The sequence below is a fragment of the Pseudomonas sp. LBUM1674 genome (genome assembly GCF_059695635.1).
This window is the reverse complement of the sequence record NZ_CP166779.1, coordinates 5,568,477-5,581,223: the sequence shown is the minus strand read 5'-3', so window position 1 is coordinate 5,581,223 and position 12,747 is coordinate 5,568,477. Positions and strand designations below refer to the sequence as shown.

Sequence of the window (12,747 nt, the reverse complement as noted above, 5' to 3'; positions counted from 1 at the left end):
AGCCGCTATGACAAACACATCCCCGACCGTTTCCATGGCGGACAAAGTTGCCCTGATCGACAGCCTCTGCGCCAAGGCGCGGATCTTGCCGGTAATTACCATCGCTCGCGAACAGGACATCCTGCCGCTGGCTGACGCCCTTGCAGCCGGTGGCCTGACCGCCCTGGAAGTGACCCTGCGTTCGCAGTTCGGCCTCAAGGCTATCCAGGTTCTGCGCGAACAGCGTCCGGAGCTGGTGACCGGTGCCGGTACCGTGCTCGATCGCACTATGCTGGCGGCTGCCGAAGCCGCGGGTTCGCAGTTCATCGTCACGCCGGGCATCACCCGTGATCTGCTCGAAGCCAGCGTCGACAGCCCGATTCCGCTGTTGCCAGGCATCAGCAATGCCTCGGGCATCATGGAAGGCTATGGCCTGGGTTACCGCCGCTTCAAGCTGTTCCCGGCGGAAGTCAGCGGGGGCGTGGCAGCCATCAAGGCATTGGGTGGCCCGTTCGGCGAAGTGAAATTCTGCCCGACCGGTGGCGTCAGCCCGGCCAACATCAAAAGCTACATGGCGTTGAAAAACGTCATGTGCGTGGGCGGTAGCTGGATGCTTGATCCCGAGTGGATCAAGAACGGCGACTGGGCCCGCATTCAGGAATGCACCGCCGAGGCACTGGCGCTGCTGGACTGATCGGCTTTACCAAACACTTCGTTGTGTGTTCTACGGCTTTACGGTGCGCTTGGTCGGTGCACCGTTTTTTTTTGCCCGAAAAAAACCTTGTAGGAGCCGGCTTGCTGGCGAAGGCGTCTTCATGGGCGCCGTGTTTAGCCAGTAAACACGCGTTTTCGTTAACGACCTTCGCCAGCAAGCCGGCTCCTACAGGGGGGGCACCATGCGGTACATAGTTACCGCATTTCACCGCTCGCCCAGCGTTAACCTGCGTTCTTCTTATGGAAGAAGAGAGAACGTCATGGACGACAACACCTCAGTGGTACCCTCAACACCGGCTTATCTGCTGTCACCCGAACAGATCGCCGGCCCGTATTTCCGTAATCCGAAATTGATCAGAAGAAACATCAGCGAAGGGATGGATGGCGTCCCCCTGGTGTTGAGGCTGACGATTGTCGACGCCATGACCGGTCAGCCGGTGACCGATGCACTGGTGGATATCTGGCATTGCAATGCGCGCGGGGCTTATTCGGGCTGGAGCAAGATCAATCCGGACAAGGAGGTCGACGTCGACGCTATCGGCTCGATCCCGCGCACCGACGATGATACCTACCTGCGTGGCGGGCAATTCTCGGACAGGAAGGGCATCGTGCGATTCACCACGATCTATCCGGGGTTCTATGCCGGCCGTGCCTTGCACATACACGTCGCCATACGCATCACGGCCGGCAATAACTATCTGCAAGAGCGGCACGTCGCCTGGGTCGGTCAGCTATACCTGCCCGAAGTGGCCACCCGCTCGGTTCTCAACGCCAGGGAATACAGCGGTCGATCCGTTTCGCCGCTCACCAATGGTGAGGATTTTTTCCATGAGACCATGGGTGGTGAAGCTTCGACCCTGAGCGTTCACACGCTCGGTCGAGACTCGAATGAAGATGGCTTTTTCGGGCAGATGACCATCGGAATCGACACCTTTGCAGTGTCGATGCAGATCAAGCCCGAGGACTTCGACAAGTACACCGTGTGACATCAGCGCAGGTCGTTCAGCGCCCGGATCAGCAAGTCCATGTCGGCAGCGGTGGTGGTGAGGCCCGGCGTAACGCGAATGCACGGACCGCTCGCGGCCCCGCTGCGCGCGATGGTGAACAGGTTGTAGTCCTTGAGCAACCGCTCGGCCATCGCCTGTTGATCGGCATGCCGGGTAAAGCGCATCGACGTGATGCCGCAATACAGGCGCGGGTCATCCGGCGTCATGACTTCGATGCCCGAGAGTTCGCGTACCGCGCGGACCCAGCGGTTGCGCAGGTAATTGAGGCGCGCGCCCTTGGCGGCGGAACCGCCCATGGCCCGGTGTTCCTCGAACACCAGCGGCAGGGTCAGCAGCGCCGGGATGTTGGGCGTGCTGTGTGGCGTGCGGGCGCGAATGTCGGTGGAGGGGAAGTGCATCTCGCCCATGTCCGGGTCGATGTCGGCCAGGCGCTCGGGGCTGATGTAGATAAAACCGAGAGTCAGCGGCGCGCCGATCCATTTGTGCAGGTTGTAACCAGCGAAGGCGATGCCCAGGTCGTCGAGATCGAACTCGATCTGGCCCAGCGCATGGGCACCGTCGAGGATCACATCGACCGCGTATTCCCTGGCCGCTGCGGCAATCGCTTTCACCGGCATCACCAGGCCAGTGCGATGGGTGACGTGGGTCAGGGCCATCAGTTTGAGGCGCGGATAACGTACGAAGGCTTCGCGGTAGGTGGCCAGCAAACTGTCGAAACTGGCAGGGTGGCAGTGCTCGATCTCGATCACCTCGACGCCGCGATGGCGTGCCAGCCAACGCATGGCGCCTTTGACCGTGTCGTACTCCAGATCGCAGATCAGTACCTGGTCGCCCGGCTTGAGGCGGTTGTAGTTGCGGATCAGCGATTGCAAGCCGTCCGAAGCGTTGCGGGTGAGGGCGACGGCGTCGGCGGGTAGGCCAACCAGCCCGGCCACTTGCGCACGGATTTCCAGGCTTTCATCCCGATCGAAGCGCTGACGCACGTACACCGAGTTGCTGCGGTTGATCAGTTCGATGTTGCGCTGATACTCCTCGACCACCGTGCGCGACATGCGCCCGAAGTAACCGTTCTCCAGATTGACCGGGCCGGGTTCGACAGCGTAGCGGTCGGCAAAAGTCAGCCAGAAAGCTTCATCACGGGCGCGGCGGGTGTTATCGGGCATGGGCTACTCATCAGGGGCAGGTGAGGGGTGGTTCAGTGGCGATTCAGTGGCGAGGGGCGGGTTTGCCATGTTTGGCGCGAAGTGGTTCGAGCAACTCCGACAGGCCGTTGTGATCGATTTCCTGCATCAGGGCCAGCAAGCCGCCCAGTTCACCATGGGGGAAACCTTCCCGGGCGAACCAGTTCAGGTACTGACCGGGCAGGTCGGCAATGATTCGACCCTTGTATTTGCCGAAGGGCATTTCACGGGTGACCAGCAGTTCGAGCTTTTCAGGATTCATCTATCAGCCGTCTGGATTCAATCAGTCTGGAAAATACAGGCATTCTGCATGCAGGCCAAATGACAGATCATGCAAAAAACGCGGATACAGATTTGCCGATTAAGCATAACTATTTGAAATATAAGAATTAAGTTGTCAATTCAAAGCTGGCATGCAGGGTGCAATAGCTATTACATCTTTCATCAACCCGCGAGGAATTGAAAATGACCGACATGAATAAAGAAGCCATCTCTGTACTCAACGACCTGATTGAAACCAGCAAAGACGGTCAGGAAGGATTCAAGACTTGCGCTGAAGACATCAAGAATCCGGAACTGAAATCGCTGTTCGTGCAGCGTTCCGCCGACTGCGCCACCGCAGCTTCCGAACTGCAAGCCGCCGTGCGTTCGATGGGCGGCGATCCGGAAACTTCCACCAGTGTCAGCGGTGACCTGCACCGTCGCTGGGTCGACGTGAAGGCCATGTTCACCGGCAAGGATGAAGAGGCCGTGCTGAACGAAGCCGAACGTGGTGAAGACCATGCATTGAAGTCTTACAAAGAAGCCTTGGAAAAAATCAACAAGCACAACCTGGTGGGCATTCGTGACCTGGTTGAACGTCAGTACCATGGCGTGCAACGCAATCACGATCAGGTAAAAGCCCTGCGCAATCAGGCTCGCGCTCGCTCGTAAGCGCCCATAGTCTGTCAAAAACGCCAGCCAGTCTGGCGTTTTTTTGTGTCTGGCGTTTAACGTTGAATCAGCCCTTGTAGGAGCTGCCGAAGGCTGCGATCTTTTGATCTTTGATGTCGCGATGAAGAAAGATCAAAAGATCGCAGCCTGCGGCAGCTCCTACACGGGACCGTGATGTTTTGAGGTTTGTTGCCGAAGCCGACTATCGTTATATCGTCCTTTCAAGAGTGCTTTAAGTGCCTATCACTTTGCAGGCTTTGTTTGCGCCTGACCGCCGCGCCCTACAATTCGCGATCAAGACCTTGCTCGGTGGCGGCCTGGCGCTGTGGCTGGCATTGCGCTGGGGACTGGAGCAACCGGCCTGGGCGCTGATGACCGCCTTCATCGTCGCCCAACCCTTGTCCGGGATGGTGGTGCAGAAGGGGCTGGCGCGTCTGCTGGGCACCCTGGTCGGGACGATCATGTCGGTGGTGTTCATGGGGTTGTTTGCCCAGACGCCCTGGCTGTTCCTGTTGGCATTGGCGTTATGGCTCGGTCTGTGTACGGCCAGTTCGACGATGTTGCGCAGTGCCTGGTCCTATTCATTTGTTCTGGCCGGTTATACGGTGGCGATCATCGCCTTGCCGGCCATTGCCCATCCGCTGACGGTGTTTGATCAAGCCGTGGCTCGCTGTACGGAAATCTGCCTGGGCATTCTTTGCGCCACCGCCACCAGTGCGCTGCTGTGGCCGATGCGGGTTGAACAACAGCTGGCGGATCAGGCACGGGCGGCGTGGCAGAGCGGGATGAATGCTGCTCGAGCGACCCTGGCTGGCGACGGCCAGGCGCGCAGAGGTCTGCTGGAGATCCTCGGCAGGATCGTAGCGGTGGATGCCCAGCGCGAACATGCCTGGTTCGAAGGCAGTCTTGGCCGTCAGCGCGCGCGGTCGATCAGTGGCTTGAGCCAGAAGCTGTTGATGTTGCTGCGCATCGCCCGTTCGGTACGCCGGCAGTGGAAGCAGCTGGAACCGCAAGAGGCCGAGCAACTGATGCCGTGGATGAGCGAAGTCCAGGAGGCGCTCGCCCGTCCGGATAACGCGACCCTGCAAGCCTTGCGCCCGAGGTTGCTCGATGCCACCCATGACCCGCTGATCAGTTCCGCGCAAAGTTTCTGCCTGGCGCGTTTTACCTTGCTGCTCGATACCGCCATGGCGGCGAGTGCGGCGCTGAAAGCGGTGGAGGAGGGCAAGGAAACGGTCGATCCGCCGCGAACCCTGGCCCCGCATCGCGACCTGTCATTGGCACTGGTATTCGGCGCTCGCAGCGCCTTGGCGTTTCTGGTGGTGTCATGCTTCTGGCTGGCGACCGCCTGGCCCGCCGCCTCGGGGGCGTTGTTGCTGACCTGTGTGGTATGCAGCCTGTTTGCCAGCCGCGAAAACGGCGCGCAGATCGGCATGAGTTTTATGCGCGGGATTTTCCTGGCGATTCCGGCGGCGTTTTTCGTCGGGCAGATTCTGCTGCCGCAGTGGAGCAGCTTTGCACTGCTCTGTCTCGGAATGGGCGTGCCGTTATTCCTCGGTGCGCTGGGCATGGCCAAACCGCAGATCGGCGCCACGGCGACCTCGTTCTGCCTGCACTTCATTGTCCTGATCTCGCCGCTCAACGCGATGAAGTTCGATGTCGCGACGTTCTTCAACAGTGCGCAGGCGATGGTGATCGGTGTGGGCGCGGCGGTCCTGGCCTTCCGGCTGTTGATCCTGCGCAATCCGACATGGCATGGCCGCCGCCTGCTGGTGGCGACGCTTCACGATCTGGTGCGCCTGACCCGGCGCAATCTGCGCGGTGCCGAAAGCTGGTTCGGTGGACGCATGGCCGATCGTTTGCTGCAACTGGCGCGACACTATCCCGAATTGCCAGAACCGGCGCGCAGCCGCTGGGATGACGGGCTGCTGGGGCTGGACATCGGCGACGAATTGCTGCATTTGCGCTTGAGCCTGGCGGTGGCGCAGGCACCGGTCAGTGCGGCGCAACGGCGTTACCTCGATCAATTGGAAAAAGTCCTCGAGCAAGGCCCGGCCGGCAGTCGCGCCGATGTGCTGGAACAACCCAGCGAAGAATTCTTGAACACCTTGTACGCGTTGCCCCCCAGCGATGCGGTGAAATTGGCCCAGGGCGCAGTGCTGCAATTGCAGAACAGCTGGCGTGCCTGGTGCCGTCAGCAGGAGGAGAGCCATGGGCTTGCGTGAGTGGTCGATGGGTGGTGTGCTGCTCAGCCCGTTTCTGATTTATGTGCTGCTGGCGCTGCTGGTGACCGGCGGCTTGCGCCTGTTGTTGCGCCTGACGCCGGTCGGCCGCTGGATCTGGCACGAAGCGTTATTCGATTGCGCCTTGTACGTCTGTGTATTGACCCTGATCACCGTCGTCCTCGGACCTTTATAAGGAGTTGAACATGCGTACATCCGTACGTGTAGCAGTCACCCTGTGCCTGGTGGCGGTGGCGATCTTTGCCGGTTTCCATTTGTGGCAGTACTACATGTTGACGCCCTGGACCCGTGACGCGCGGATCCGGGCCGACGTGGTGGTCGTCGCGCCCGACGTGTCGGGCTGGGTACGTGAACTCAAGGCTTTCGACAACCAGCAGGTCAAGGCCGGCGATCTATTGCTGAGCATCGACCGCGACCGCTTCGAAGCAGCGCTGGAAAAAGCGCAAGCGGTGGTCCAGACCCGCCAGCAACAACTCAATCTGCGAGAGCGCGAAGCCAGCCGCCGCGCCAGCCTCGGGCCGCAGGCGATCAGTGCCGAGCTGCGGGAGAATGCGCAAATCAACGCTGGCATCGCCCGTGGTGAACTGCGTGAAGCCCAGGCCGAAGCCAAGGTCGCGCAACTCAACCTGGACCGCAGCCAGGTCCATGCGCCGCGCAGCGGCCACATCACCAATCTGCGTCTGGCCCAAGGCAACTATGTGAATGCCGGGCAACCGGTGATGGCGCTGATCGACGACTCGACGTTTTATGTGCAGGCGTATTTCGAGGAAACCAAACTGTCGCGGATTCGTGTCGGCGACCCGGTGAAGGTCTGGTTGATGAGCGCCGGGGAGGCGCTGCAGGGGCATGTGGAAAGCATCAGCCGCGGGATTACCGACCGCAACACCACGCCGGATGGGCAGTTGCTGGCGGAGGTCGAGCCGACGTTCAACTGGGTCAGGCTGGCCCAGCGGATTCCGGTGCGGATCAAGCTGGACAACGTGCCCGAGGGGATCAATATGAGTTCGGGGATGACCGCGAGTGTGCAGGTGCAGGAAGCGCCTTGAGAGCTGATTGTTCCCACGCTCTGCGTGGGAATGCAGCCGGGGACGCTCCGCGTCCCATCACAAGCCGAACGCGGAGCGTCCGTTGAGGCATTTCCCACGCAGAGCGTGGGAACGATCAGTGTCAGGCAGGGTAATGGTGGTCAGCCGATGCTGATCGCCGGCAGGGTCGGCAACGTCACGGTCTGCTGCTTGCGCGGTGCCAGGATCTCCGCCTCGCCGTCCACCACCAGCTCATCGCGCTGGTTGAACACGCGAGTGGCAATCCGCACACGAAACTTCGGCAGTTTCTCGAGAATTTCCAGGCGAACGGTCAGGGTATCGCCAATCTTCACCGGCTTCTGAAAGCTCATCTGCTGACCGATATAAATAGTCCCCGGCCCAGGCAGCTCACAGGCGACGGCCGCGCTGATCAGCGCGCCGCTGAACATGCCGTGGGCGATGCGCTCCTTGAACATGGTGCCGGCGGCATATTCAGCGTCCAGGTGTACCGGGTTGTGATCGCCGGACATCGCGGCGAACAACTGAATGTCGCGCTCTTCGACCGTCTTGCTGTAGCTGGCGGTCTGGCCGACTTCGAGGGCTTCGTAAGGGGTGTTGGTAACCTGGGTCATCTGTTTCGATTCCTGTGACGAATTAAAAAATCCACAAAAAACTATTCGGATCGGGGTGGCCGTCGATGGCTCAGCGCCTGGGCGATCCAGTTCAGTACATCGGCAGTCACTTCATCGCGGTTGCTCTCGTTGAACAGTTCATGCCGTGCCTGCGGGTAAGTGTTCAGTTGCAGGTTCTGGCAACCGGCGGCGCGCAGCGCGTGAGCCAGATCCTTGAGACGCTTGCCTTCACTCACCGGATCACATTCGCCGCCAATCACCAGCAGCGGCAGGCCCGGATCGATCTGGGCGAGATTGGACGCTTTGCTGATTTGCTGCAAGCCGCCAAGCAGATCGATCCAGAACTGATTGGTGCAGCGAAAGCCGCAGAGCGGGTCGTTGGCGTACTTGTCGACCTCGGCCGGATCGCGACTGAGCCAGTCGAACGGTGTGCGCACCGGTTTGAATGTCTTGTTGAACGAGCCGAACGACAACCATTCGATCAGGGCGCTACGGCCCTTGGGGCCCTGGCGCAACCGTTCGAGTCGGGCGATCTGGCGGGCCGCGCGATAAAGCGCCACCGGCTGGAAGTTCGAGCCGCTGAGAATGGCGCCGTGCAGGCTGGCGCTGTGGTGCAGCAGATACGCCTGGGCGAGGTAGCTGCCCATGCTATGACCCAGCAAGACGATCGGCACGCCGGGATGGTGTTGACCGATGTGCTGATTGAGACTGGCCAGGTCGCCGACCACCTTGCACCAGCCATCGTCGTCGGCGAAATGGCCCAGGGTCCCGTTTTCGGCAGTTTTGCCATGTCCACGCAGGTCCGGTGCATAGACGCCGTAGCCCTGCGCACAGAGTTTTTCCGCCAGACGGGCGTAGCGAGCACTGTGTTCCGCCATGCCGTGGGCCAGCAGGATCACTGCGTTCAAAGGCGCGGCGGGCAGCCACTGGTTGACGAAGAGGCGACTGCGGTCGCTCGCGGTCAGCCAGAATGTGTCGTGGATCATGGCGATTCCTTTGCATGGGGCGGCATGTGGCATGGGCGTCGTTGCATTGTATAGCGCATCCGTAGCTTGCCGTCTGAACAGCCCACACCACGGCAGGAAGATTCATACGGTCAATGACGGTGTTGGCCGTATTTGCCTGATTCGCCATAGCTGCTAGTGTCCGAGAAGCTCCGCTTTTCATTGTTTGTCTTCAGAAACGACAGAAAGCGGTCCCGGATAGGTTCAGGTAAAGAGGACAAGAACAATGCAACCTGATTTCTGGAATGACAAACGCCCGGCCGGCGTGCCCCTGGATATCGACCAAGGAGCCTATAAGTCGGTGATCGAGGTGTTCGAGCGTTCCTGCAAGAAATTTGCCGACCGCCCGGCCTTCAGCAATATGGGCATCACCCTGACCTACGCCGAACTGGAACGCTACAGCGCAGCGTTCGCCGGTTACCTGCAAGCCCACACCGACCTGGTGCCGGGGGATCGCATCGCGGTGCAGATGCCCAATGTCCTGCATTACCCGATTGCCGTGTTCGGCGCCTTGCGTGCCGGGCTCATCGTGGTCAACACCAACCCGCTGTATACCGCGCGGGAGATGCGCCATCAATTCAAGGACTCCGGCGCCCGGGCGCTGGTGTACCTGAACATGTTCGGGCAGAAGGTCCAGGAAGTGCTGGCCGACACCGACATCCAGTACCTGATCGAAGCGAAGATGGGCGACCTGATGCCCGCCGCCAAGGGCTGGCTGGTCAATACCCTGGTGAGCAAGGTGAAGAAAATGGTCCCGGACTATTCCTTGCCCCAGGCCGTTTCCTTCAAGAGCGCGCTGCGTCTGGGCCGGGGCTTGGGTATCAGGCCGCTGAAGATCGGGCTCGACGACATTGCCGTGCTGCAATACACCGGCGGTACCACCGGCCTGGCCAAGGGCGCGATGCTGACCCACGGCAACCTGGTGGCCAACATGCAGCAAGTGCGGGCGTGCCTTGAGCAGTTTGGCAACGACGGCCAGCCGCTGTTGCGCGAAGGACAGGAGGTCATGGTTGCACCGCTGCCGCTTTACCACATCTATGCATTCACCGCGAATTGCATGTGCATGATGGTTTCGGGCAACCACAACGTATTGATCACCAATCCGCGGGACATCGGCGGCTTTATCAAGGAACTGAAGAACTGGCGTTTCTCGGCACTGCTGGGGCTCAACACGCTGTTTGTCGCGCTGATGGATCATCCGGATTTCAAGACCCTGGATTTCTCCAGCCTCAAACTCACCAACTCCGGCGGTACCGCACTGGTCAAGGCCACTGCCGAACGCTGGCAGCAACTGACCGGTTGCCGCATCACCGAAGGCTACGGCCTGACCGAAACCTCGCCGGTGGCCTGCACCAATCCGTACGGCGACCAGTCACGCATCGGCACGGTCGGCCTGCCGGTGCCGGGCACCACGCTGAAGGTGATCAACGATGAAGGCGTCGAGCAGGCCTTGGGCGAGCGCGGCGAACTGTGCATCAAGGGCCCGCAGATCATGAAGGGTTATTGGCAGAAACCCGAAGCCACCGCCGAAGTGCTGGATGCCGAAGGCTGGTTCAAGTCCGGCGACATCGCAGTGATCGACCCGGACGGTTTCGTGCGCATCGTCGATCGCAAGAAAGACATGATCATCGTCTCCGGTTTCAACGTGTACCCGAACGAGATCGAGGACGTGATGATGGCCCACCCGAAAGTCGCCAACTGTGCGGTGATTGGCGTGCCAGACGAGCGGTCGGGGGAGGCGGTGAAGCTGTTCGTGGTCGCCCGGGAGTCGGGTGTCAGCCTTGAAGAGCTCAAGGCCTACTGCAAGGAAAACTTCACGGCGTACAAAGTGCCCAAGCACATCGTGTTGCGTGAGTCGTTGCCGATGACGCCGGTGGGCAAGATTTTGCGGCGGGAGTTGCGCGATATCGCCTGAGAAGCCGTAGTTCGAGACGATCCCGAAAAGATCGCAGCCTTCGGCAGCTCCTACAGGGATCGCATTCCCCCTGTAGGAGCTGCCGAAGGCTGCGATCTTTTGCTTTAAAGGCCCATTTTTCGAGATTTTCACAGCTTTATAGTATTTTTGCTCTAAAATGACCGGTTATTGGTCTTGAGTCACCAATGTGACCATAGAGCCCGCTTTTGGCTCTGGTCGACCCCCAGCAAAGCTGCTACTCTCGGCCCGCTTTGTGACATCTCGGCCTAAGAAAAAAGCCAGACTCACCAACACATAGACACCAAAAACACACACCAATAATAATCGCATCAAATGCGGTGATGAATTCGCGTTGCTGAGGAGTGGGCTTCCATGATCGAAGACTTTTGGAAGGATAAGTACCCTGCCGGGATTGCTGTCGAGATCAATCCAGACGAGTATCCGAATATTCAGGCGGTATTGAAGCGATCCTGCCAACGCTTTGCCGACAAACCGGCGTTCAGCAACCTGGGCAAGACAATCACCTACGGTGAACTGTACGAATTGTCCGGTGCTTTTGCCGCTTACCTGCAACAGCATACCGACTTGCAGCCAGGCGATCGAATCGCCGTGCAACTGCCTAACGTATTGCAATACCCGGTCGCCGTCTTTGGCGCCATCCGCGCCGGGCTGATCGTGGTCAATACCAACCCGCTGTACACCGCGCGGGAGATGGAACACCAATTCAACGACTCCGGTGCCAAGGCCCTGGTCTGCCTGGCCAACATGGCGCACCTGGCCCAGGCCGTCGTGCCGAAAACCGGCGTCAGGCACGTGATCGTCACCGAAGTGGCCGACCTGCTGCCGCCGCTCAAACGTCTGCTGGTCAACAGCGTCATCAAGTACGTGAAGAAAATGGTCCCGGCGTATCACTTGCCCAAGGCCATCAAGTTCAACGACGTGCTGCGCAAGGGCCACGGCCAGCCAGTGGCTGAAGCCAACCCGGCCAGCAGCGACGTCGCCGTGCTGCAATACACCGGCGGCACCACCGGCGTCGCCAAGGGCGCGATGCTGACCCATCGCAACCTGGTGGCGAACATGCTGCAGTGCAAGGCGCTGATGGGGTCCAACCTCAACGAAGGCTGCGAGATCCTGATCACGCCGCTGCCGCTGTACCACATCTATGCCTTCACCTTTCATTGCATGGCGATGATGCTGATCGGCAACCACAACATCCTGATCAGCAACCCGCGGGATCTGACGGCGATGGTCAAGGAACTGTCGAAGTGGAAATTCAGCGGATTCGTCGGCCTGAATACGCTGTTCGTCGCCCTGTGCAACAACGAAGCCTTCCGCAAGCTGGATTTCTCGGCGCTGAAAATTACCCTGTCCGGCGGCATGGCCCTGCAGCTGGCGGCGGCCGAGCGCTGGAAAGCGGTCACCGGTTGTGCCATCTGTGAAGGTTACGGCATGACCGAAACCAGCCCGGTGGCCACGGTCAATCCGATCCAGAACATCCAGATCGGCACTATTGGCATCCCGGTGCCATCGACCTTGTGCAAAATCATCGACGACGCTGGCGTTGAACAGCCATTGGGCGCAATCGGCGAACTGTGCGTGAAAGGTCCGCAGGTCATGAAAGGCTACTGGCAGCGTCAGGAAGCCACCGATGAAATCCTCGACAGCGAAGGCTGGTTGAAGACTGGCGACATCGCGGTGATCCAGCCTGATGGCTACATGCGTATCGTCGATCGCAAGAAAGACATGATCCTGGTGTCCGGTTTCAACGTGTACCCGAACGAGCTCGAAGACGTGCTGGCGACCCTGCCGGGTGTGCTGCAATGCGCGGCTATCGGTGTACCGGACGAGAAGTCGGGCGAGGCGATCAAGATCTTCATCGTCGTCAAACCGGGCGTGACCCTGACCAAGGAACAGGTGATGGAGCACATGCGCGCCAATGTCACCGGCTATAAGGTTCCACGGTCTGTGGAGTTCCGCGATGCGCTGCCGACCACCAACGTCGGCAAGATCCTGCGTCGCGAGTTGCGCGATGAAGAGCTGAAGAAGCTGGCCGCGAAGAAGGTCAGCGCCTGAAAAACAAAAGCCCCGCGGATGCGGGGCTTTTTTTGAAGAGC

The 12,747-nt window shown here is 59.9% G+C and carries 12 protein-coding genes; 8 read left to right on the top strand and 4 right to left on the bottom strand.

Annotated features, from left to right (window positions below; all coding sequences use genetic code 11):
- Window positions 1–7 precede the first annotated feature (7 nt).
- Together ACA067_RS25685 and ACA067_RS25680 are read left to right on the top strand one after the other, a co-directional pair.
- Window positions 8–673, top strand: coding sequence for a bifunctional 4-hydroxy-2-oxoglutarate aldolase/2-dehydro-3-deoxy-phosphogluconate aldolase (locus ACA067_RS25685; RefSeq protein ID WP_497459071.1), 666 nt, complete (start codon window positions 8–10; stop codon window positions 671–673).
- 280 nt (window positions 674–953) lie between these two features.
- Complete coding sequence (locus ACA067_RS25680) at window positions 954–1,679, top strand: intradiol ring-cleavage dioxygenase (RefSeq protein WP_497459070.1); 726 nt, start codon at window positions 954–956, stop codon at window positions 1,677–1,679.
- 2 nt (window positions 1,680–1,681) lie between these two features.
- Here the strand turns inward: ACA067_RS25680 and ACA067_RS25675 are convergent, their stop codons facing one another.
- Both ACA067_RS25675 and ACA067_RS25670 read right to left on the bottom strand, forming a co-directional pair.
- Complete coding sequence (locus ACA067_RS25675) at window positions 1,682–2,863, bottom strand: aminotransferase class V-fold PLP-dependent enzyme (RefSeq protein WP_497459069.1); 1,182 nt, start codon at window positions 2,861–2,863, stop codon at window positions 1,682–1,684.
- 43 nt (window positions 2,864–2,906) lie between these two features.
- Entirely contained in the window at window positions 2,907–3,143 is a 237-nt protein-coding gene (locus ACA067_RS25670) for a DUF3820 family protein (protein WP_128870220.1), read from the bottom strand.
- Between the two features lie 203 nt (window positions 3,144–3,346).
- Here ACA067_RS25670 and ACA067_RS25665 point away from each other — a divergent pair, with 203 nt between their 5' ends.
- The 4 genes from ACA067_RS25665 (at window position 3,347) to ACA067_RS25650 (ending at window position 7,103) form a co-directional block, all read left to right on the top strand.
- Window positions 3,347–3,814 (top strand): ferritin-like domain-containing protein, encoded by a 468-nt coding sequence (locus tag ACA067_RS25665; protein WP_497459068.1) that lies wholly within the window; start codon window positions 3,347–3,349, stop codon window positions 3,812–3,814.
- 236 nt (window positions 3,815–4,050) lie between these two features.
- A complete protein-coding gene (locus tag ACA067_RS25660) occupies window positions 4,051–6,039 on the top strand; it encodes an FUSC family protein (RefSeq protein ID WP_497459067.1) in 1,989 nt (662 codons plus the stop codon).
- Complete coding sequence (locus ACA067_RS25655; RefSeq protein ID WP_128870217.1) at window positions 6,026–6,232, top strand: DUF1656 domain-containing protein; 207 nt, start codon at window positions 6,026–6,028, stop codon at window positions 6,230–6,232. The genes ACA067_RS25660 and ACA067_RS25655 overlap by 14 nt, the downstream gene beginning before the upstream one ends.
- Window positions 6,233–6,242: 10 nt before the next feature.
- The gene (locus tag ACA067_RS25650; RefSeq protein ID WP_497459066.1) at window positions 6,243–7,103 is read left to right on the top strand and encodes an efflux RND transporter periplasmic adaptor subunit; all 861 of its coding nucleotides are present in this window, start codon (window positions 6,243–6,245) and stop codon (window positions 7,101–7,103) included.
- A 140-nt stretch (window positions 7,104–7,243) separates the two neighbouring features.
- On the opposite strand, the gene ACA067_RS25645 is transcribed toward ACA067_RS25650, so the two are convergent.
- Together ACA067_RS25645 and ACA067_RS25640 are read right to left on the bottom strand one after the other, a co-directional pair.
- Window positions 7,244–7,714 (bottom strand): MaoC family dehydratase, encoded by a 471-nt coding sequence (locus ACA067_RS25645; protein ID WP_128870215.1) that lies wholly within the window; start codon window positions 7,712–7,714, stop codon window positions 7,244–7,246.
- A gap of 41 nt (window positions 7,715–7,755) precedes the next feature.
- Window positions 7,756–8,700, bottom strand: a complete 945-nt coding sequence (locus ACA067_RS25640; protein ID WP_497459065.1) for an alpha/beta hydrolase — start codon at window positions 8,698–8,700, stop codon at window positions 7,756–7,758.
- A gap of 244 nt (window positions 8,701–8,944) precedes the next feature.
- On the opposite strand from ACA067_RS25640, the gene fadD2 reads away from it, so the two are divergent.
- Both fadD2 and fadD1 read left to right on the top strand, forming a co-directional pair.
- The gene (fadD2, locus tag ACA067_RS25635) at window positions 8,945–10,633 is read left to right on the top strand and encodes a long-chain-fatty-acid--CoA ligase FadD2 (RefSeq protein WP_497459064.1); all 1,689 of its coding nucleotides are present in this window, start codon (window positions 8,945–8,947) and stop codon (window positions 10,631–10,633) included.
- Between the two features lie 372 nt (window positions 10,634–11,005).
- Window positions 11,006–12,706, top strand: a complete 1,701-nt coding sequence (gene fadD1 / locus ACA067_RS25630; protein ID WP_497459063.1) for a long-chain-fatty-acid--CoA ligase FadD1 — start codon at window positions 11,006–11,008, stop codon at window positions 12,704–12,706.
- The last annotated feature ends 41 nt before the right edge of the window (window positions 12,707–12,747 follow it).